The 21,262-nt window shown below is 38.5% G+C and carries 16 protein-coding genes; 7 read left to right on the top strand and 9 right to left on the bottom strand.

Features of this window, described 5'->3' with window-relative positions:
* The first annotated feature begins 31 nt into the window (after positions 1-31).
* Positions 32-184, top strand: a complete 153-nt coding sequence (locus AC13EX_RS03760; protein ID WP_482891594.1) for a hypothetical protein — start codon at positions 32-34, stop codon at positions 182-184.
* A gap of 30 nt (positions 185-214) precedes the next feature.
* On the opposite strand, the gene AC13EX_RS03755 is transcribed toward AC13EX_RS03760, so the two are convergent.
* From AC13EX_RS03755 to AC13EX_RS03725, 7 genes are all read right to left on the bottom strand, one after another.
* Positions 215-1,648: a peptidylprolyl isomerase gene (locus tag AC13EX_RS03755; protein ID WP_482891593.1), complete on the bottom strand. Its 1,434-nt coding sequence runs from the start codon at positions 1,646-1,648 to the stop codon at positions 215-217.
* Complete coding sequence (locus AC13EX_RS03750) at positions 1,626-2,477, bottom strand: peptidyl-prolyl cis-trans isomerase (RefSeq protein WP_482891592.1); 852 nt, start codon at positions 2,475-2,477, stop codon at positions 1,626-1,628. Before AC13EX_RS03750 ends, AC13EX_RS03755 begins: the two co-directional genes overlap by 23 nt.
* A 7-nt stretch (positions 2,478-2,484) precedes the next feature.
* Entirely contained in the window at positions 2,485-4,458 is a 1,974-nt protein-coding gene (locus AC13EX_RS03745) for a peptidylprolyl isomerase (RefSeq protein WP_482891591.1), read from the bottom strand.
* A gap of 116 nt (positions 4,459-4,574) precedes the next feature.
* Positions 4,575-4,991, bottom strand: a complete 417-nt coding sequence (locus tag AC13EX_RS03740; protein ID WP_048641942.1) for an ATP-binding protein — start codon at positions 4,989-4,991, stop codon at positions 4,575-4,577.
* Positions 4,981-5,325, bottom strand: coding sequence for an STAS domain-containing protein (locus AC13EX_RS03735; protein ID WP_339710542.1), 345 nt, complete (start codon positions 5,323-5,325; stop codon positions 4,981-4,983). Before AC13EX_RS03735 ends, AC13EX_RS03740 begins: the two co-directional genes overlap by 11 nt.
* Positions 5,326-5,356: 31 nt before the next feature.
* Positions 5,357-7,426, bottom strand: a complete 2,070-nt coding sequence (locus AC13EX_RS03730) for a GAF domain-containing SpoIIE family protein phosphatase (protein WP_048641944.1) — start codon at positions 7,424-7,426, stop codon at positions 5,357-5,359.
* A 569-nt stretch (positions 7,427-7,995) separates the two neighbouring features.
* Positions 7,996-9,228, bottom strand: a complete 1,233-nt coding sequence (locus AC13EX_RS03725) for an aminotransferase class V-fold PLP-dependent enzyme (protein ID WP_482891590.1) — start codon at positions 9,226-9,228, stop codon at positions 7,996-7,998.
* A 166-nt stretch (positions 9,229-9,394) separates the two neighbouring features.
* On the opposite strand from AC13EX_RS03725, the gene AC13EX_RS03720 reads away from it, so the two are divergent.
* A complete protein-coding gene (locus AC13EX_RS03720; RefSeq protein WP_048641946.1) occupies positions 9,395-10,063 on the top strand; it encodes a YdcF family protein in 669 nt (222 codons plus the stop codon).
* A gap of 20 nt (positions 10,064-10,083) precedes the next feature.
* On the opposite strand, the gene AC13EX_RS03715 is transcribed toward AC13EX_RS03720, so the two are convergent.
* Complete coding sequence (locus tag AC13EX_RS03715) at positions 10,084-11,385, bottom strand: cryptochrome/photolyase family protein (RefSeq protein WP_482891589.1); 1,302 nt, start codon at positions 11,383-11,385, stop codon at positions 10,084-10,086.
* 39 nt (positions 11,386-11,424) lie between these two features.
* The gene (locus AC13EX_RS03710) at positions 11,425-15,960 is read right to left on the bottom strand and encodes a translocation/assembly module TamB domain-containing protein (protein ID WP_482891588.1); all 4,536 of its coding nucleotides are present in this window, start codon (positions 15,958-15,960) and stop codon (positions 11,425-11,427) included.
* A gap of 73 nt (positions 15,961-16,033) precedes the next feature.
* On the opposite strand from AC13EX_RS03710, the gene tsaD reads away from it, so the two are divergent.
* From tsaD to rpsA, 5 genes are all read left to right on the top strand, one after another.
* Positions 16,034-17,050 (top strand): tRNA (adenosine(37)-N6)-threonylcarbamoyltransferase complex transferase subunit TsaD, encoded by a 1,017-nt coding sequence (tsaD, locus tag AC13EX_RS03705; RefSeq protein ID WP_048641949.1) that lies wholly within the window; start codon positions 16,034-16,036, stop codon positions 17,048-17,050.
* On the top strand, positions 17,043-17,507 hold the full coding sequence (smpB, locus tag AC13EX_RS03700) for an SsrA-binding protein SmpB (protein ID WP_014020310.1): 465 nt from the start codon (positions 17,043-17,045) through the stop codon (positions 17,505-17,507). The genes tsaD and smpB overlap by 8 nt, the downstream gene beginning before the upstream one ends.
* Positions 17,473-18,288 (top strand): NlpC/P60 family protein, encoded by an 816-nt coding sequence (locus AC13EX_RS03695; protein WP_482891587.1) that lies wholly within the window; start codon positions 17,473-17,475, stop codon positions 18,286-18,288. Before smpB ends, AC13EX_RS03695 begins: the two co-directional genes overlap by 35 nt.
* The gene (locus AC13EX_RS03690; protein ID WP_482891586.1) at positions 18,288-18,806 is read left to right on the top strand and encodes an HNH endonuclease; all 519 of its coding nucleotides are present in this window, start codon (positions 18,288-18,290) and stop codon (positions 18,804-18,806) included. Before AC13EX_RS03695 ends, AC13EX_RS03690 begins: the two co-directional genes overlap by 1 nt.
* 182 nt (positions 18,807-18,988) lie before the next feature.
* The gene (gene rpsA / locus AC13EX_RS03685) at positions 18,989-20,770 is read left to right on the top strand and encodes a 30S ribosomal protein S1 (RefSeq protein WP_048641952.1); all 1,782 of its coding nucleotides are present in this window, start codon (positions 18,989-18,991) and stop codon (positions 20,768-20,770) included.
* Positions 20,771-21,262 lie beyond the last annotated feature (492 nt).

Genomic DNA, 21,262 nt, shown 5'->3' with positions numbered 1-21,262 from the left:
AAGTATTGCAATCGCAAGACAATCAGGCTGTTTGGATATTTTAGCTCAGCACCGCTATGGTGAAATTGAAAACAGCAACGAAGTGGCTGATTTTGAAGCGATTTCAGCACGTAATAGATTGTCTATTGCTAAAATTCCTTTAATCGGATTCGATGACAAAAAAAATGCTTCCTATATGGTATAGGAAGCATTTTTAAATGGGTCTGTAATTCTCTTAATCCTTTAAAACTTCACATTTGTCATAGGCTGGGTCTATGTCAATGAATACTTCTTCTTTGGCTACAACAAACCATTTTGCCAAGATGTCTTCTTCTTTTTTACGCCGTGCTGCGGCTTTTAGTTTTTCGTAGTCATCAGAGATATTGGCCCTGTGGGCTGGATATCTTGCTTTGTAATAGAGTATCCTAACCCCTGGTTCTGATTTTTGGTTTCTAGGATCTACATCATCAAACCTGATGACGGGTGTGATGTCACCTATTTCCATACTGTCTAAGGTAAAAAATAGTATGGGATCTTCTAAAGTTCGAGAGGTTAATCTGTTGGATCCAGTGGTAGGATCAGTGAAAAAGCCTCCGGCATCAGATGTTTCTCTATCATCAGAGTTCTCTTTAGCAGCCTTGGCAAAAGAGATATTTCCATCCACAATCTCTTTACGTAGACTGTCCAAAGAGTGTTCAGCCTTTAAGATGTCTTCCTCTGAGGGGCTTGGCATCATTAATATATGCCTTGTATTAAAGGTGTTTCCTCTTCGTTCAAGTAGTTGAATGATATGGAAACCAAATACAGTCTCTACAGGGTCACTGATTTCCCCTGGCTTGAGTTCAAAAGCCGTGGCCTCATATTGTGGAGCCAATTCTCCTCTTTTATAAAACCCAAGGTCACCACCTAATGGTCCAGATGGGCCTTCAGAATACTGTTTGGCCATTTCAGCAAAATCAGCTTCACCACTAAGAATTCGCTCTTTAATTTCAGCTAATTTATTAAACACCTTGTCTTTTTCAGATTGGCTTATTTCTGGTTTTTTCACAATTTGTCCAACCACTACTTCCGAGGAGAAAAATGGCAGTGAATCTTTGGGGATGGAGCTATAAAATTTCCTTACATCGTTTGGAGATACTTGCAAATCTTGGGTGATCACACCCTGCATTTTTTGTACGACCAGTTGTTCTTTTACGGCATCCTGGATCTCGTTTTTTAATTGATCCCCAGTTTTACCATAGGCTTCGATAAGTGTTTCTTCATCACCACCAAACTGTTGAAGTACCATATTAAATCGCTGATCGGTTTGAATAATTACTTCTGCTTCAGAAACAATCACGGAATCAATTTCTGATTTAGCCATCATCATTTTATTGATTAGCAAGGATTCAAATACCTGACATCTTGAAGGGATCTCAAAACCTTGTTGAGCCTGTGAAGAGGCTTCCAAATAGGCTTTTTGAAGATCCGACTCCAAAATAATATAGTTGTCTACTTTAGCGATGATTTTATCAAGCACTTGGCCTGTTGGCTTTTTTTCTTTCTCTTTTTCTTCAGGTTTGGCAGATTCCGTAGTGTCTTGTGCCAAAGCCATTTGGAAAAAGGAAAGACCGAATACCAACAGTAAGCTGAGGCCTTTGGTCAATTTATTCATATATGGTAAACTCATTGTTTTCAAGTGCATTGTTATAAATATCTCTTTTTAATTTTTCAGCAATCTCTGCTCTTCTTTTATTTACGATGATTTTTGAAATCTCGTCTTTCACAAATTCCAAAGGAGGAACCTGATCCTGAAGCCTGTATTCCAATATTTTGAAATAATAGGCATAGGTTTCATCATCTACATGTATCAACTTTTCGTTACGGAGCAATTGAACATGGTTGTTGTTTTTTGTCAAGGGTGTATTTAATATTATGTCATCGAAGTTGATCCATGTGGAGTCCTCCATGAAATAATTGTTGGCATAGCGAATGGCAAACTCCTTTAATTCTTCCTTTTGACTCTCGCTGTTGCTATTTAGCAAGCGTTCCAACTGCCTTCTTTGAGGAATGTTTTTTTCAAGTTTTACAAAATTGGTTCGTACGATTATCTCCTTTAACGCGAAGTTCTGGTTATTATTTGTGTAATACTCTTCAATTTCTTTTTGGGTTACGTCTTTGTCAAGTGTTTTTTCTACGTAGTTTTTCTCGAATTCATAAGCAATCAGTGCATACCTGTAGTCCAGTAATTTTCTGTTAATCTCAGCCTCGTTAAGTGTGAGGTTTTGGCTTGCTTCACGGATAACCAATTGCTTTTTTACCCAACTTTGGATATAACGATTTACCAATTCAGCTGAATCCAAATCCGGAGACATTTCTCTGCTTATGTGGTCGATGTCTGAATGGTAAAGATTCGCATTACCAACTGTGGCCACAATAGCATCATCTGTATCCGCTTGTTCATTTTTCATTTTGAACAAATCGCATGAAGACATGAAAAGCATAATGCTTCCTGTCATAAATGCCTTATTTAGCAAGAGATTGATATATTTTTTCTTTTTCATCCTCATTGACCTGGATGGTGTATTTTTGTTTTAGTTCAGTAATCAGTTTTGTTTCAAGGTATTGTTGGTAATCCTGAATGAGTCTTCCCCTAGTTTCCTCGTACTTTTTCTGCCTAGCAGGAAGTGTTTCTCCCAATACAATTAGAACTGTTTCCTCATTTTGATGCAGCTTATGGAAAGTCTGATTTAAATCGAGTTCACTCAAAAGCTCATTATTGTCTACTTCAAAGGTTTTTTGTTCAACTGTAAAAAGCAAAGCGTTTTTCTCCAAAAACCTGTTTTTCAATTCAGTAGAAAGACTATCGGTTAGTGTTTTTGTACTTAACCATGACTCCACTTTGGAAATGTTTTGACCTTTTATAGCTTTGACAATCAGGGCTTTTACCCTTTTACTCCACATGTAGTTGTCAGAATTGTTTTGGAAATAGTCTCTTTGACCGGTACTGTCTTCTAATGCTTTTTGCCAAACCTCATTGTTCATTAATTCAAATAGTAACATGCCATTTTTGTACTCATTCACCAACTGCCGGTAATCCTTGTTGTTTTGATAAAGGTGCTCTTCTTCCCAGGTTGCCAATAGGTTTTCCAAATAATCCCCATAAACCTCATCGAAGGAGACGTTGAGTAAAGTATTTTCTGATGGCCCTTCTTTTTTAAGGTAAGCAATGAAATCCTGGATTGTGGCGTCTTTCCATTCTGAACGAACAATCAGCTTGTCTCCTTTGTTGGATAGGCCTTCTAGTTTTATATAAAGCTGAGCAACAGGCCTTCCGCTTGAGCTTGAAAATGCATTTTTAAGGCTATTGATGAGTTGACTGTTTTCTTTAACGTTAAATTTCGCCTTTTGCATCGCCAAAACTTGGTCTTTTATTAAGTTTGAACGACTGTCTCTTAATATATTGGATTTTATTGTTGGGAGAACTTCGTTAAATGGAGGTACTGGTTTTGCACCTTCTAGGCGAATAATATGGTAGCCGTATTCTGTTTTAACGGGAGCTGAAAAGTCGCCCTTTTTGCTTAAAGAGAATGCAGCATGTTCGAATTCCGGAACAATGGATCCAACTCCAAACCAAGGAATCATTCCTTTGTTTGCCTTACTTCCAGGATCTTCAGAATAGGTTTTTACCATTTCCAGCCATTGAGATGGATTTTCAATTAAATTATGATGTATCTGGTTGATTTTATTGAAAGCCATTTGATCCTCTTCAGCACCTGCCGAACGTATCAAAAGATGAGAAACGTGTAGCTGTCCTGGGTTTGGTCTTCTATCTTCCAGTTTGATAATATGGTAGCCAAAGTCTGATATGATTGGAGAAGAAATCTCACCGACTTTTAAATTGTAGGCCGCTTCTTCAAAAGGTAAAACCATTTGCAAGGCCGTAAAATATCCTAAACTGCCTTTATTTGAACTTGCCGAAGGGTCATCTGAATGTTGTACTGCGAGCTGGTGAAAATCTGCTCCTGCTTCGGCTTCAGCCTTTATTTTTTCGGCCATTTTAAAGACCGCAATGGAATCTTCCTTAGATGCGTTTTGAGGAAACTGGAAAAGTATATGACTTGCTTTTACGATTACCTGCATTCTGCTGTATGCCTTTCTTAACTCGCCTTCTGTAAGAGAATTTTCCAGCAGGTAAGGTTTTTTTAATTGATCCTTGAAAGCAGAAAACTCGTCGCTGAATGCCTTTGTCTTGTGCATGCCGAGATCCATTGCATATTTTACCTTGAGTTTGTAATCAACAAAAAGCTCAAAATTCTCCTCAAATTCCGTTCTGCTTATAGGTGCAGCATCCTTTTGGCGGTTTTTATTTAGAATATAAAGAAATTCCTCTCTATCAGAGGTCTCTCCATCTATCTTTAAAAGGTAGTCCAACGGTGGATTTGCTTCCTTGATGGGATCAGGAACCGGAGTGGCACTTGCAAATAAAATTCCTAACATAAGGAAATATATATGCTTTAAATTCATAGGACGATGGATACAATTTAATCTGCAATGTTACAAATTTTACCCCACAATTCGGGTTGTTGGTCCGGATAAGTGAAGGGATTTAACATTTATTTGGAATTGAGTTTTTTTATTAGGCGACAGGTATTCTTGGAATGGTTGGTTTCAAATTCTATTTTATCCATTATTTTTCTCACCAATAACAAGCCTAGTCCGCCTTTTCGCCTTTCTTTCATGACTGAATTAACTTCAGGAGATTTGTATTCAATCAAATTAAATGCTTTTCCTGAATCGGTAATTTCAAAAATAATATTGTCTGTATTTATACTCACCTTTAGCAATATAAAACTATGTGGATCACAGTCATGAGAATGAATAATAAGGTTGGCGCATACCTCTTCAACAGCCAAAATCAATTGATTTTGGCTTACATCATTTAAGTGGGTAGGGGCAAGAATTTTTGACATAAATGTCCGTAATTCTGCCAACCGACTTTTTTCACAAAATAGCTTTAATTCATGCTTCATGGAGTAACTTTTCCGCTTCTTCCTTTGTACTTGTTATTGTGATCAGTTGGTCTAGGCCTAGAATATGAAAAACATTCATGACCTTTTCATTGAGACCGTAAATAATAAACAGCACATTGTTCTCCTTAAAATCTTCTAAATAGGACATAAAAACTCCCAAACCTGCAGAGGATATGTATTGCAGCTTATAGGCATCTACAAGAATGTCTTTTATTCCATCGTTTAGTACTTCTTGAATCACCTCATCCAGTTCCACTGAATTGCTGGCATCCACTTCTCCTTCCAGGCGTATGATTAAATGGCCCTTCTCTTCCTCTTTGTTTATAGATAACATATTTGATTATACGTTTTAAGCTTTTTTTAGTTTATGCTTTAAATTTGATGACCAAAATTGAGTAATCATCGTCGGGTAAGGTCTCCCTTCCTACGAAATCATAAACTTCTTCAACTATTTTACTTTTTATTTCCATTGCTGAAAACGTTTTGAAACGATCCAACAGTAAGCGTAATTTGTCATATCCAAACTCCTGGTTGTCTTTGTTTTTAGCTTCTACGATACCATCAGTATACATGACCATAACATCTCCTGCCTGGTATTTTAGAAATCCTTCTTCCAGGTAGTTTTCGTATCCATCGTTTCTAACAATCCCAAGACCCATACCTTTGATGTTCAAAAACCGTGAGGTATCCTTACCACTGGAATAATATAAGGTAGGACAATGCCCCGCTCGAGCAAAATGAATTTCCTTCGTTAAGGTATTGATGGTGTAATACGTAGTAGTTATAAAGTTGTTCTTTTCAAGGCATCTGCTTAAGGCATTGTTGGCTTTGGATAGGAAGTCTTTTGGTGGCAGATTTAATTGTACCAAGCTATGAAACACCCCTTTCATTTGTGACATGTTAAAGGCTGCAGAAGTTCCTTTTCCAGAAACATCTCCGATGATTAAAGCAAAATTTTCTTTATCGAAACGAAAGGTTTCATAGTAATCTCCACCTACTTCATCTGCAGCAGCTGAAAATCCATCTATTTCAAAGCACTCATTGTGATGCAATTCTGAAGGTAGCAGACTGCGTTGTACCCTTTGTGCAATTTCTAATTCCTCTCTATACCGCTCGTTTTTGATGGCCTCATTGAGAAGTCGGTGATTTTCAATGGATATAGAAGTTTGACCAGCAAAGGTGGAAATGATGTTAATCATCTCTTTATTAAAGCCGTCTTTGACTTCTTTTAAAAGAAATAGATCTCCTAAAACCTTCTTATTTGCAGAGACAGAAAGTACCAGTACAGATTTGTAAACTTCATGCGGAATCTGACCATATAGGTACTCTTTTCGGTCGTTGGACTGGCCATTTAAATAGGTGGAAAATGGCGCGGTCTTTTTCAATAGGCCCATAACTTCCTGCCGTTCACGGTTGCTAATGAATTTTTGCAACTTGATTTGGGAAGTTTGTTCAGGTTCAGAAGCATAGAGTTCTAGCCAGGCTGCATCGACGTAGGCAGCACTCATGCAGCTATCCATCAAAATATCCAAAACCTGTTCTTCATTCTCCCCAGGTTTTATGGATTGACTTAGCTTTTGAAAACTGATAGCTTCCGTTAGCTTCTGCTCAAATACCGATGAAGTAGGCAGGTTAAACAAGGTCACAAGTGAACTGAAAACCGCATACAAGAGTACGAAAACAAACAGTCCCAAAAGGAAGAGGTTTTCTGAGAGGTTAATGAAATGGATGTTTTGCTGTGTATACGAGACCAGCCGAAAAAAGAGGTAGACCGTACAAGCGATGATAACTACCAGAAATAATATTGACTTCCACTTTTCCGCAAAGGTTAGGTAGGGTATCCACTTTAGGTTGATGGAAAGGATGGCACCATAAATGATCAGAAAGATAAGCCCAAACATAAAGCCATAATTGAAGCTGGCTTGGCTGATCAAAACAAAGAACATGCTGATCAATAGAATTACCTCATAGGCTTGCCATTGCTGAACGATGGCTTTACTTTTTTGGTAGAGTATCAGGTGCTTCCAGCTTAGAGTAGTTGAAATAAGAAAGATGGAAACTACTGCAAAGTTGACATGGTAAAAGAAATTCTTCAGCAGTGGGTCTTCAGATAATCTTGAGTCCCCCAATAGGTAGTAAAAGAAAATTATCAGAAAGGAGGTGCCGGTCGCCATTAAACCCGTCGAAGCAGCCCTCCATATAAAATGGATAAAACTTCGGTGTTGATTTTTCTTTATGGCATCATTGAAAAAAATATATAACCAGATAAAAAAGAGGATTTCAAGAATCCAGGTGATTTCTTTACCGATTAAACCCTCCATTTGGTTGATTTCTCCAAATACTCGGATCAAATTAACAAGAAGTAAGGCTAGCCATGAAAGGACGGCCAGCAGAACATAAATTTTGCCTCTTTGTATTTGGGGTAACTTCACCATAGAAAATCTTACAATAATAAAAATAGAATACCAGAAACCATCGGTAACCGTAAAAAACTATGGTCGATTACTCTAAATTAATTAGCAATGGTTTTGGGATTATTCAGGTATATCCTCCATTTGGGTTCAGATAAATAACCAATCCCTGAAATTATTATTACCCAATATACGCAATGGTTTTGTTAATTCGTGTTTTTCCCACTTCTAAACTTTGCCAATAGGCCTATTGGTGTGGCTGAGACTTACTGCATTATTGTTTTATCCCCTGCTCTTTAATTTCCTCTATTTTTTGCGGTAGTATAATGGCAAGTAAAGTAAAAATCCGGCGTATTAGGTTACAATAACTTTCACGGCCGGATTTTTTATTATAAACATGGCAAAACTTTTTGATGCGCTTAAACCTAGGACAAACGACAGCTTTTTAATAATTGGGGTAATGGCATTAGAATAAACGATTACCGGATCATCCTAGCACAGCCATGACTTCCTTGCTAATACCTTGGTATTTTTTAACCAATTCCCTGTCGAGCAAGAATAAGCGGATATGCCTTCTATTGCAAAAACCGGGATTAAGCAGTTCTTTTTTCTAGTGACTCTTTTAGTTTTTTGGCTACAATTTTATCTTGACCTTTTTCGAGCATAAATACGGTCAAACGTAGACTTTTTGGTTCCTCCCAATCAATGGTTTCTATGGATGGATTACCATCTCTTAGATCAGCTCCCACGTCTTTGGCAGAGAATGAATGCTGGCTTCCTTCCCATGAAATTTTCAATGAGGGGTTATGATTGGCTACTTCAGGTACTACCACTTCAGTAGTGATCCCTGGTAGGTCAGCAATTGCCTCATCGATAAGGGCAACTCTGTCTTCCCACGTTTGCCAGATTTTATCGTGGTCTCTGTTGATAAAGGTTTCTAAGGCCATGTACATGCCTAGAATTTCTTCTTTATTGACTTTTTGACCACGTCCAATATTTCCACCTCTTGGAGGAGCACTAAGCCTGGCGGCTTCAATGAGGTGCTTTTTCCCCATTAAAATTCCAGCACTTTGAGGTCCTGCCATGGCTTTACCACCGGAAATGGCCACAAGATCAAATCCCATGTCATTAAATCGCCATAGATTTTCTACTGGAGGCACATCTGCTGCAATGTCATTCATAGTAGGAATACCATGCTTTTTAGCGATGGCAATCCATTCCTCATGCTTGATTTGGCCTACTGGCGCCTCACGATTTAAAAACCACATCATGGCAGTTTTTTCGTTGATGGCAGCCTCTAGTTCCTGCTTTGTTTCAATCATTATCAATTTTACACCAGTGTTGGTGAGTGCATGATGGTAGCCATTGGCATGACTTTTTTGGAGGATTACTTCTGATTTCATCCCAGTGCCTTCCAAAAATGGTAGTTGGGCAGCTTTTTTGGAATCTTTGCCAGTAAGTACACCTGCCATACCCAGAACCAATGCAGACCAACATCCTGCGGTGACCATTGCACCTTCAGCATGGCAAAGACCTGCGATTCTTTCGCCTACTCTGTCTTGTACGTCGTTAAGTAAAACGTATTTTTTGGAAGCCAGATTAATGGTTTCCATTACTTCAGGTGGCATCAAAGAAGCAGTCATGGAAGTATAATTTCCAGCTGCATTAATAAAGGTTCTTAGGCCCAATTCTTTTATTAAATCCCTTTTAGCTACTGTGGCGGTAGTTGATGGCAAGGTTTCGGCCAATAAGGTACTGCTACCTGCCAGTCCACCTAAAACGGGAAGTGAGGCCAGGCGCTTGATTAATTTCCTTCTAGATATCATGATGTTGTTAGTGTGATTTTAGGGTTTTAATTTAATAATTATCGATGGTCTTTTTAAATTTACCCGAGAAAATATATCATTTTTGAAATCAATAGGCGTTTTGCTGGGTTTAACGGTAATCCAATTGGATCGATAGTACGCTAATTTTAATTGAATAAAAAAAAGGATGCTTAAAAAAGAACAACCTACTATTACCAATGAAATTAAAATATTGGCAAAAATTCTTTGGAACTACCACCAACTAAAACATGATTTAAAAAAGGCAGATGCCATATTTGTATTGGGTAGTCATGATACCAGAGTGGCTGAAAGAGGAGCCAAACTTTGGTTGGATGGCATGGCTGATTATTTGATCCTTTCAGGAGGTTTAGGGAACTTTACACTAGGTATTTGGGATGAGCCTGAAGCAGACAAATTTGCAAAAATTGCATTGCAAATAGGCGTGCCAAAATCAGCCATTATTATAGAAAACCAATCTACCAACACCGGTGAGAATATTCAGTTTACACAGAAAATACTGGATGAAAGAAAACTGGATTTAACTTCATTTATCATTGTTCAAAAACCCTATATGGAGAGGCGTTCTTATGCTACGTTTAAGAAAAATTGGCCGGAGAAAGCTGTTTGTGTTACCAGCCCAAATATATCTTTTGAGGATTACCCCAATGAGGAGATTTCTATGGCTGTAGTTATTCAGTCAATGGTTGGAGATTTGCAAAGGATAAAAGAATACCCCAAACTTGGTTTTCAAATTGAGCAGGAAATACCTCAGGAGGTATGGTTAGCTTTTGAAAAATTGGTAAAGCTTGGCTTTGATCAGCATCTAATTAGTTAATTTAATTCTTCAAGCTCCTGTTATTTGGCTAAAGCTACTTTATAGGTTTCCAAAGCCCTTTCTCTGGCTTTTTTGTGTTCAATTATCGGTTCTGGATAATCAGAAGTACCGTATTCGGGCACCCATTTTTTAATGTATTTTTTATCCTTGTCGAACTTGTTCATTTGGGACTCCGGGTTGAATATTCGGAAATAAGGTTGAGCATCTGTACCTGTGCCAGCAGCCCATTGCCAACCTCCATTGTTGGAGGACAATTCAAAATCGAGTAGTTTACTTGCAAAATAGGCTTCACCCCAACGCCAGTCAATCAGCAAATGCTTGGTCAGAAAGCTAGCAGTGATCATCCTTACCCTGTTGTGCATGTAGCCAGTGCTGTTTAGCTCCCTCATGCCTGCGTCTACCATGGGGTAACCCGTTTTACCCTCACACCATTTTTGGAAGGCTTCTTCGTCATTTCTCCACAAGATCCTGTCATATTTTTCTTTGAAAGAGCTGTCAATTACTGAAGGCTTCTGATAGAGGATCATCATGTAAAATTCTCTCCATATTAGTTCATTGAGGTATGTTCCATTTAGTTCAGCAGCCTCCTGGACAAGCCGGCGGATGCTAATTGTTCCAAAACGTAAGTGAATACCCAATCGGCTGGTCCCTGACTTGGCAGGGAAGTTTCTGGTTTTATCGTAATCTTGAATTAGTTTTTCGTCGATTTTTAGTTCTGGAATTTCAATAGAACTTTCTTCAAATCCAATGTCTTTAAGGGAAGGAAAAGGCAGCGGGGCTGTTTTATAAAATGATTTTTTTCTTCCATCCAAATCGACAAGTTCCATATCAAGCTCTTTCAGTTTTTGAAGCCAGACTTTACTGTAGGGAGTAAATACCTGGTAGAAGCTGCCCTCATTGTTGGTGATTTCATCTTTTTCAAAAATCACCTGATCTTTAAAATCCTTAAAAGGGATGTCTTTTTCTGCTAAAAACTCCTCGACCCTTTTGTCCCTATCTCTGGCGTAGGGTTCATAATCACGGTTGGTGTATACATTTTGAATAGTATATTCTTTGGTCAATTCAGTAAAAAAGGCAAGGGGTTTACCTTTCCTAACCAGAATCGAACTGTCATATTCCTTCAATTTTCTATGGAGGTTTTTAACCTGTGAATGGATGAATTGAACCCTAGGGTCTTTCTTCTCTTCCAGATTGTCAAGAATGTCTTCATCAAAAATAAAAAGAGGTAAAACATTCTTTTCATTTTCATAGGCCTTAAACAAACCGATGTTGTCAGAAAGTCTTAAGTCTCTTCTAAACCAAAATATCGTCACTTTATCCATACTACAATAATCAAAAAAGGGAGATATTGTTTAATAGGCTCAACGATTTTCTTTGTCGATGATATTGATTAGTGCAGGGGCTTCCCTAGGTTCTGGTTTGAATAGGTCAGGGGCTACCTCTTCTAAATTTATATTGAAATCACCTCTAAGGTATTCATCGGAATCATTGATGTACACCTGTTTGTTTCGCTTAAAGTTTTGAAACAACTCTTTAAGAGAGCTGAAGAGGAGGTTTTGAGAAATGGATACCCCATAAGTATTTGGGGCCCGATTATTAATGTTAAGTGCCGTAAGATTATTGAAGTTATTGCGGTTGTAAACCCTTACACGGTATTGGCCATTCTCTGTCAAGAGGTACTCAGCCTGCCAATCTCCTGCGATGGTATTTAAGTCTGCCTTGCCTTGTAGATCGGTAAATCCACCATCTCTTGTAACCCGCAACCTTCCGTCAAAGAAGGTGTAAGCCACTCGTAGTTGGAATGTTTCCAGTGCTGACTCATCCAATCCCATTAGGTCAAAATCTATTTCCAGATTTTCATCCACCTGAGCGATCAGGTTATTGAGTTGGGAAGAAATCAATTGGCTGAGGTTAGAGAAACCAATACCGGCACTATTAAATTGGCCTTCTGGAGAGAATCTCCTAAGCATTATCAATGAGAAAACCTGACGGTTTTTTTCTTGTTCATCATTGGCTATCCTGTTTTTGAAAGCAGAAATAGTAGTTTGTAACTCACTGTCTTCAGGGAATTCTGAAAAGTCAAAATCAAAGGAAATATTGGGTGACAACAATTCACCTTCTAGATCCATAATCACTTTTACAGGAAATCGACGTTTTATTTGACTGTTTTCAAGTGAACTTGTGGTGGAACTTGTTTGAAGAGATGTTAGGGAAACATTTTCCTGATAAATGGCAGATATATCCATTACCCCTTGATAAGGGTCTCCGTACCAATTGATAATTCCTCCCGGCTCGATCACAAACTTTTTGTTGATCACATTGTATAAAGAAAAATTATAGAGGGCATCCACTATTTCATAATTCCCCGTCATGGTGAAATTCCCCTGAGTATCAATATTCATATTGATAACGCCTTTTCCATGGCCCTGAATATTCTCTCCTGTTTTTGGATCTATTTGAATTTCAACATAAGCATCTGGGGTTATATCCAGGTTCAGGTTCATCCTGAGATTATTAATCGTCAATTTATCGACGGTTTCTTCCAGTTCAAGCAGTTGGGTAGTGTCTCTAAGATTGATGATATTTATGAAATCTTCCTGAGCTTGACCATTAGATTCTCCCATTGGAATGTAAATTTTCGTATTGGGCTGGGATGTGGCATTTGCTGTGAGGTCCAAATTATTGGCTGCCCCAAACACACTGATGTCTCCAGTAGCGAATGCGGTTCCAAAGAATAGGTCATTGTCTGCAGCACTGGTGTTCATTACCTGAAAATTATTCATTTGAGCGGTAAGATCCAGAAGGAAGTTATCGAAATTATCATGCACAATCCCTCCTCTAAGGCCTGCTATATTGTTGTTGACATCTCTTAATTCCAAACCTCTAAAGCTAATTTCATTGGGTTCAAAAATCACATTTCCATCTACCATGTAGGTTGTGTTGAGGTAATTAAACCTGAAAGTAGCCCCATCCAACTTCCCCAATCCTTCTACAATCGGGTGGGTAACGGTTCCTCCTACTTTTAGATTTCCATTGAGTTTTCCATCAATATTGGTCAGGTAATCGGCTATAAATGGTTCAATAACCGATAGTCGGGCATCTGTAAAACGCGCATTTAGAGCCATTTCCCGCTCATCATTACCCAAATCACCAGTAAGGTCAATGACTTTGGCCCCTTCTCGGATATTTTGAATGGAAAGGTTGACCACATCATCTGCATAAAAGGCATTGGCTTCAATCTCCCCAACCAAAAATTGATTGATGTAGATGTCTCTAATAGATAAAGCCCCTTTCATTCCTTGCTTATTCCAGCCTTCTTTAAGGTTTATCATTCCGTTTGCTATCCCTTCATATTCTTTGAGTCCAAAAGAATTAAGGAAATCAAGGTTCAATTCATTGATGTTGATCTCCATTTTGTCCTCCGGATTATGGTTGATTTTACCCTGTGCTGAGATGTACTCATTTCCATGGTATAGTTTAATTTTATCGAATTGGGTTTCATCGGCTTTGATGCTGATGCTATTGCCCTCCTCGAATTGCCAATAGTCATCCAGTAATTTGATTTCTGAAGGGGAGAGTTTTATAAGCGTTTTGTCCGGAGATAAATTTACTTCTGCACCTATGTCAAAATGGCTTTCGGTAAGCAACTGATCCAAATAGAAGGTAATGTCCAACTTGGACTGGTTCCATATTGTTTCTACTGCGAGGTTATGAAAATTAAAACCTGAATTGAGTTGAATCTCTTTGGACAATACATAAAATGAGGCCAGTACTTCGTTGCTGTTCTTGTATTTGGCAGTGTTCAAATCAATATTATTATCGATAAAATAATTGTTGCCGTAATAAATAGTATCTATCCCACTGTAGAAGTTGAACACTGTGTTTTGCTCGGTTTGATAAAATGCGCCTTCCACCTGCGTATTATTTGAAATAAACAGCATAGGGTCAATCAAATTCAATATTGGATTGGCATCCCTTAAATCCACGGTTATATCTATCTGATAGGGATTGCTGGCGCTTTGTTTGGAAACTTTAGGACCTGAATAATTATTGGTTAAAATGGCATAATAATTTTTCCACAATTGCTGCAGGTCATTTTTTAATTGCTCCACCTTAAAATTCCCACTGATGCCTGCTACCAGAAGGTCCGAGTTAAGGGATATCACCCTAGAATTATCTGTGAAAAGGGATTGAAAGAGGAAATAGTCTAGAAAGAGATCACGTCCATCATAACTGACCAGCACATCTCTAAACCTTGCTACCCCTTCGATGTCATCCAGGTTTATTCCCTTAGTGTCTAGTTCGAAATTCCCACTGAGAAAAATGGCGTTGTCTGTTAAATTTATTTCGTTCAAGAATGCTGTATCCAGATCTAATATGAGATTTGCTGAGTCTTTGTTGTTTCTCAGGTCTAGCATCCCATCTACATCCATTACCAAATTTGGATCATCTACGGCTAATTTCCCCTCAAATAAGTCTTTAGCAAAAGTTGCTTTGGTCTCAATGTTTTTAAAGTCGTAATGGTTAATACCTAATTTACTGAAATTGGCATCCAATTCAATAATTGCTGTAGAAACACTAAAGCCTGAGCCTTTAATCTGACCTTTGAAACTTGTCTTTTGAAAATTCTCAGGATCCTCCATTAAAATACCCAGGTCCAGATTCGTTACCTCCAATTGCCCATTATAGGTTGGTGCACCGTCTTGTTTAAGATAGTTGAGGGTACCATTCAGCCTGCCAATTTCTGTACGGAAGTTCCCATTGGCTATAAAATCGGTTAGCTGGCCTTCAAAATCAGAGTTAAAGCGGATGATGCCGAATTTATTGAGTTCATTTCTTGCTTGCGCCGTGACGTAAGGGTATAGGTCTTTAGGGCTCATGCTGGAATTGATCAATGAAAGATCAAAGTAGGTTTCAGACACCTTTGGCAAGCCTTCAATATTGAATTTTCCAAACAAAGCACTTCTATCCCCAAACCTTAAGAGAAGCTCATCGGAATAAATAGAGTCAACCCGTCCGTTGACCTGACCGCTAAGGTAGAGTCGGTCATCAATGGAAGGAATATTGTCAGAAAAATACCCCAAGTCCCTGATATCTAAAACTGCTTCATCCAACTGGGCTAGAATCTCCACCTTTCGATTAAAATCTCTTAAATCTCCGGGAGAGTCATATTCGAATTTGAGATAGTTTTTTATTTCTGTTTGATTGGACTTTAAGTAGAGATCTTTGAATTCCATCCCTGTACTCGAATAGGTGAAATTGGTTTGCAGTTGTTGAAAAACCATTCCGGAATTGGCTTCCACACCTTTCATGTGCTTGAGGTCAAATGCCACCGTATCTCTTCTGACATAGAAATCTATAGCACTTGCCACTAGGTCTCTAAACTGAAGGTTGCCATAATCAAACTTTATATCGAAGGGAGGGAGGGTGTAATCCACGATATCCAAAGAGGTTTTTATCAAGGAGACATTACCAATTGTAAAGGTGGAAGCCTTCAAGTTGTTTTTTTCTTTCTTTGGAAGAAGAATTTGTCTTACCCGGCTAAGAAATACGGAAATATTCAATCCCTCACCATCGGGATGAGTTAAAATCCTGACTTTTCCGTTGTTGAGATTGATTTCATCAAATCCAGGCTGTTCATTGTCCATTAGTCCTTTAATGGAGAAGTCGATATATACCTCGTCAAGGTCCATCATCAAACTGTCCTGAAGATCTCTTATCGTGACTTCCTGTAGGCTGATGGCATCCCACCAACGAATGTTTACCCTGCCTATTTCTGTTTCATAACCAGTCTCTTTGCTGATATGGTTGGTGAAGAACCCGGCGAGGTAAGTTTGTAAGACTGGGATTTGCAGTAACAAAGTAATCGTAACCAGGAAAATGAGCAAGTAGCTCATGATCCTAAACGTCCATCTGAGGGCGTTCAGTAAAATTTCCTTAACTTTCGATTTATTTTCCAACAGGCACGAAATGAGTTGTAATATATTAGCAATAGAATCCTCTTGTGATGAAACGTCAGCAGCAGTGATTTCTGATGGCAAAATACTTAATAATATTGTCGCCACGCAATCTGTACATGAGAAATATGGTGGGGTAGTTCCAGAATTGGCCTCTAGAGCCCATCAGCAGCACCTTATTCCGGTGGTGGCTGAAGCAATAAAATCTTCGGGGATTGCAAAAGAGGAATTAAGTGCGGTTGCTTTTACCCGGGGTCCAGGGTTGATGGGTGCGCTTTTGGTTGGAGTGTCTTTCGCAAAGTCATTTGCTTATGCTCTCGATAAGCCTATCATTGAGGTTAATCACATGGAAGCCCATGTACTGGCACATTTTATCGATTCTCCACAGCCTGCTTTTCCTTTTATTTGCCTAACGGTGAGTGGAGGGCATACCCAATTGGTTTTGGTCAATAGCCCATTGGACATGGAGGTTTTAGGGGAAACACAGGATGATGCAGTAGGGGAGGCTTTTGATAAAATCGCTAAAATTATAGGCTTACCCTATCCCGGTGGTCCGCATTTGGATAAGTTGGCGGCAAAGGGAAATCCTCAGGCCTTTACTTTTCCATTGTCGGACATGAAAGGACTCTCTTTTTCATTTAGTGGCATAAAAACTGCAGTACTTTATTTTCTTAGAGATAATATTAAAAAAGATCCGGATTTTATTGAGAAAAATCTGGAAAACATATGCGCTTCGGTACAGCACACGCTTATTAAAATGCTAATGCAAAAATTGGTAAAAGTGACTAAAGAAAGAGGCATTAAGGAAATAGCCATTGCAGGAGGTGTCTCTGCCAATTCCGGTTTGAGGGAAACCATTATGGAGGAAGCAAAAAAATACCGGTGGAATGTTTATCTTCCCAAACTAGAATATTGTACAGACAATGCGGCAATGGTGGCAATGGCAGCGCATTTTAAATTTCAAGCTGGAATATTTACAAATTTGAACGTCAGCCCGTTGGCAAAATTGAAAATTGGAAATCATGGCTAAAAAGAATAAATTCGAGAAAATAATAAATATTAAAAATAAGAAAGCAAGTTTTGAGTTTGAATTCATCGATAAATACAAAGCAGGGCTTGTACTGAAGGGGACGGAGATTAAGTCAATTCGGGAAGGAAAGGTCTCGCTTACGGAGGCCTATTGCTATTTCCGAAACAATGAATTGTTTATAAAACAAATGCACATAGCACCTTATACGCTGGCCGCTCATTTTAATCATGACCCAGTTAGAGAAAGAAAGCTATTGCTACAAAAACAAGAATTGAAAAAACTGCAAAACAAATTTGCAGAAAAAGGACTTACCATAGTGCCTATTAGGGTATTTATTAATGACAAGGGGCTGGCCAAGATAGAAGTGGCGCTGGGTAAGGGTAAGAAAGTGCATGACAAACGACATTCACTAAAAGAAAAAGATGCAAAACGAGACCTTCAAAGAATGGCATTCTAATCCTACTTTTGGTATCTGTAGGCTTTCGCTCCTCAGTGTTTATGAGAAACCTGTGAGTGATGCCGGGTTAAGCACCCAAATACTTTTTGGGGAGTTGTATGAAGTTATTGTGGTGAGTGATAATGGACAGTGGTTAAAAATTGAAGGTTTAGAATTCATTGGCTCAGGTTGGATTCTTGCTTCCCAACATCATCCCCTTACGAAAGAAGCATTCGAATTTTTTGCGAAATCCCCCCGTCAAATAGTCTCCCAAGGGATAGGGGAAATAAAGTTGAAAGATGCTACTATGTTTTTATTGCCCGGTAGTCAGTTACATGCCGGACAAAATGAAATCTTCGAGTGGGAAGATTCAATAAAATTTAAGGGGAATAGTAGGTCTTATGAAAAGAAGGCCAATAGGCAGGAAATTAAAAAAATAGGCTTAAGTTTTCTTCATGCCCCTTATCTATCCGGGGGTAGAAGCATTTTTGGTTTAAATGGATCTTCCTGGATTAACTTGCTTTTTAAAATAGGTGGGATAGTCTTCCCGAATGAACTCGGTTCACTAGGGCATATAGAAGGAAGGCAGGATGTTTCTGAAATTGATGTAGGAGATGTAATTATTTTTGGCACCCAAAGTGGCATGCCATTTCAGGTGGGTTTATTTATTGGTGAGGGCACATTGCTTTGGGTCAAAGAAAAAGTAAAGTTCGGGGCTTTTGATCCGGAAAAATGGAGCACAACCAATAATCGCTTTAAAAACAGTGTTCAATTGCTAACCGTAAAAAAACTAGTAGATTGATGAAGGAGATATCAGAAAAGAAAGTGCTTGTCCTGAACTTAGATCATTCACCGGTAGGGGTAGTCAATGTACACAAAGGTTTTGTGTTGACTTATCTAGATAAAGCCACTTTACTGGTAAAGTACGATTACCTTCAAATAAGGTCAGTAGACCATGTTTTTGATTACCCTGCAGTTATTCGGCTCAATCATTACAAAAACATCCCTTACAATGGAGTTTTGCTGAACAGAAACAATCTTTTTAAGCGGGATAAATATACTTGTCAGTATTGTGGGTCTGAGAAAGACCTGACCCTTGACCATGTTATTCCTAAATCCAAAGGGGGAAAAACTACTTGGAGGAATCTCATTACTGCCTGCCACCGCTGCAATACCATTAAGGGCAATAAAACTCCTGAAGAAGCAGGTATGCCGCTTGTGAGCTTTCCTTTTAAACCAAATCTTTCCTATTTTCTTGCTGAATATGCCGAACGCCATGCTGAAGAATGGATTCCATTTCTAGCCATGAGGCAAGTTTGATCAAAAGGGACTGTATATATTTTAGATCTTGATATTTTGTTGGTTTACAGTTTCTAATCCTAAAATAATTCGTAAATTTGCAATCCATTCGGGTGAATGGGCCTTCTAACAAAAGGAATCATTAATAAAAACCTCAGCCTGATGATCCTAGGGCTGTTGAAAATCAGGGTTATATATTAATTATGTCAAATCAAGAAGATTTTAATTGGGACAAATTTGAAACCAAGGGTTTTGGAGAAGGCTACACCAAAGCTGAGAGAGAGGAAATGGAAAACCTCTACGACAATACCCTTACTGAGATTACAGAAAAAGAAGTTATCACAGGTACCGTAGTTGGTATCAATGATAAGGATGTAATCATAAACATTGGTTTCAAATCAGATGGACTAGTTCCTCTAAATGAATTCCGTGATATTGAAGGTTTGAAAATCGGTGATGAAGTAGAATTATTCATCGAGGAGCAGGAGAATTCATTGGGTCAGTTAGTTCTTTCCCGTAAGAAAGCCAAGATGGTGAAAGCTTGGCAAACCATTGAGGAAGCATTGGAGCAAGACAATGTGATCGAAGGTTTGGTTAAGAGAAGAACCAAAGGTGGATTGATCGTTGATATCTATGGTGTAGAAGCCTTCTTACCTGGATCTCAAATAGACGTTAAACCTATCAGAGATTTTGATATCTATGTAGGTAAAAAGATGGAAGTTAAAGTGGTGAAAATAAACCACGCTAATGATAACGTTGTTGTTTCACACAAAGTCTTGATCGAAAAAGATCTTGAGAAACAAAAAGCTGAAATCCTTAACAACCTTGAAAAAGGTCAAGTACTTGAAGGGATTATCAAAAACATGACCAATTTCGGTGTATTCATCGATTTGGGTGGTGTAGATGGTTTACTTCACATTACAGATATTTCTTGGGGACGTATCAATCATCCAGAAGAAGTGCTTAACCTTGACGACAAAGTTCAGGTAGTAGTACTAGACTTTGATGATGACAAGAAAAGAATTTCTTTGGGTATGAAGCAATTGACTGCTCATCCTTGGGATTCTCTTTCTGCTACTTTGGAAGTTGGTTCTAAAGTTAAAGGTAAGATTGTAAACGTAGCTGACTACGGTGCATTCCTTGAATTGGCTCCTGGCGTTGAAGGTTTGATTCACGTATCTGAAATGTCTTGGTCACAACACTTAAGAAATCCAGCTGACTTCGTGAAAGTTAGTGACGAGATCGAAGCTGTTGTTCTTACTTTAGACAAAGAAGAGCGTAAGATGTCTTTAGGTATCAAACAACTTACTGAAGACCCTTGGACTAAACAAGAAATGTCTACCAAATATGCTATCGGTACCAAACATAAAGGTATTGTTAGAAACCTTACCAACTTCGGTCTTTTCTTAGAGCTTGAAGAAGGTATCGACGGATTGGTTCACGTATCTGATTTATCTTGGACTAAAAAGATCAAGCATCCATCAGAATTTGTGAAAGTAAGTGACGAATTGGATGTTATCGTTCTAGAATTAGATCTTGATAGCAGAAGATTGGCACTTGGGCACAAACAATTGGAAGAAAACCCTTGGGATACTTTCGAAAATGTGTTCCCAATTGGATCTACTCATAAATGCTCTATCATCTCTAAAAATGATAAAGGAGCTGTACTTGAATTGCCTTACGGTCTTGAAGGATTTGCTACTACCAAAAATCTTGAAAAAGAGGACGGAAGCCAAGCAGATGCAGGTGAAAGCCTTGACTTCACTGTAATTGAGTTTTCTAAAGACGACAAGCGAATAGTACTTTCTCACACTGCTACCTTCAAAGAAGAAGCAATGCCTAAAGCTACTACTAAGAAAGCAAGCAGTCCTAAAAAGAAAGCTGCAAGCAGCACTGACAGTGGAGCTGGCGCAGAAAAATCTACATTAGGAGATTTGGATGCATTGTCTGCATTGAAAGAAAAAATGGATCAGGGTAAAAAATAATTGACCCTAGTTTATAATATTAAAGCACTAGCCTTTTCAAAGGTTAGTGCTTTTTTTTTGCCCTATTTTTTTGCTTCATTTGCATTCTCTTTTAACCCGAAATATGCAATAAACAATCTATTACGTGCTGAAATCGCTCCAAAATCAGCCACTTCGTTGCTGTTTTCAATTTCACCATAGCGGTGCTATGTTAAAATCTCCAAACAGCCTGATTTTCTTGCGATTGCAACACTTCCCGTAAACACGGGACAGGATTCAGCCCTGACTATTGGTCAGGACGGAGAAATCCTATTATATAATCCGGGTTTAATCTTTTAGCTTCTCTAAATAATGACTTGCCTTGATGGCCTGTCTCACTTAATATAAGTAAGTATTTAGGCCTAACCGGAGGCTTTTGCAATCCATCATTCCCCTCCTTATTAATTAGTGGGATTATTTTGTTCCCCTCTCTAATGGGTCTTATTTATTCTCCTGATTGCGCTTGCAAAGCAA

This window comes from Cyclobacterium sp. L-R (assembly GCF_056859355.1).
This window is presented reverse-complemented; position numbering and strand designations above follow the sequence as displayed.

What these genes read in the sequence shown, in the direction of transcription:
- AC13EX_RS03715 (WP_482891589.1), bottom strand. Translation starts at nt 11,385, where the DNA reads ATGGATAAAGTGACGATATTTTGGTTTAGAAGAGACTTAAGACTTTCT.
- AC13EX_RS03720 (WP_048641946.1), top strand. Translation starts at nt 9,395, where the DNA reads ATGCTTAAAAAAGAACAACCTACTATTACCAATGAAATTAAAATATTG.
- AC13EX_RS03725 (WP_482891590.1), bottom strand. Translation starts at nt 9,228, where the DNA reads ATGATATCTAGAAGGAAATTAATCAAGCGCCTGGCCTCACTTCCCGTT.
- AC13EX_RS03735 (WP_339710542.1), bottom strand. Translation starts at nt 5,325, where the DNA reads ATGTTATCTATAAACAAAGAGGAAGAGAAGGGCCATTTAATCATACGC.
- AC13EX_RS03740 (WP_048641942.1), bottom strand. Translation starts at nt 4,991, where the DNA reads ATGAAGCATGAATTAAAGCTATTTTGTGAAAAAAGTCGGTTGGCAGAA.
- AC13EX_RS03750 (WP_482891592.1), bottom strand. Translation starts at nt 2,477, where the DNA reads ATGACAGGAAGCATTATGCTTTTCATGTCTTCATGCGATTTGTTCAAA.
- smpB (WP_014020310.1), top strand. Translation starts at nt 17,043, where the DNA reads ATGGCTAAAAAGAATAAATTCGAGAAAATAATAAATATTAAAAATAAG.
- rpsA (WP_048641952.1), top strand. Translation starts at nt 18,989, where the DNA reads ATGTCAAATCAAGAAGATTTTAATTGGGACAAATTTGAAACCAAGGGT.
- AC13EX_RS03755 (WP_482891593.1), bottom strand. Translation starts at nt 1,648, where the DNA reads ATGAGTTTACCATATATGAATAAATTGACCAAAGGCCTCAGCTTACTG.
- AC13EX_RS03690 (WP_482891586.1), top strand. Translation starts at nt 18,288, where the DNA reads ATGAAGGAGATATCAGAAAAGAAAGTGCTTGTCCTGAACTTAGATCAT.
- AC13EX_RS03710 (WP_482891588.1), bottom strand. Translation starts at nt 15,960, where the DNA reads ATGAGCTACTTGCTCATTTTCCTGGTTACGATTACTTTGTTACTGCAA.
- AC13EX_RS03730 (WP_048641944.1), bottom strand. Translation starts at nt 7,426, where the DNA reads ATGGTGAAGTTACCCCAAATACAAAGAGGCAAAATTTATGTTCTGCTG.
- tsaD (WP_048641949.1), top strand. Translation starts at nt 16,034, where the DNA reads ATGAGTTGTAATATATTAGCAATAGAATCCTCTTGTGATGAAACGTCA.
- AC13EX_RS03745 (WP_482891591.1), bottom strand. Translation starts at nt 4,458, where the DNA reads ATGTTAGGAATTTTATTTGCAAGTGCCACTCCGGTTCCTGATCCCATC.
- AC13EX_RS03695 (WP_482891587.1), top strand. Translation starts at nt 17,473, where the DNA reads ATGCAAAACGAGACCTTCAAAGAATGGCATTCTAATCCTACTTTTGGT.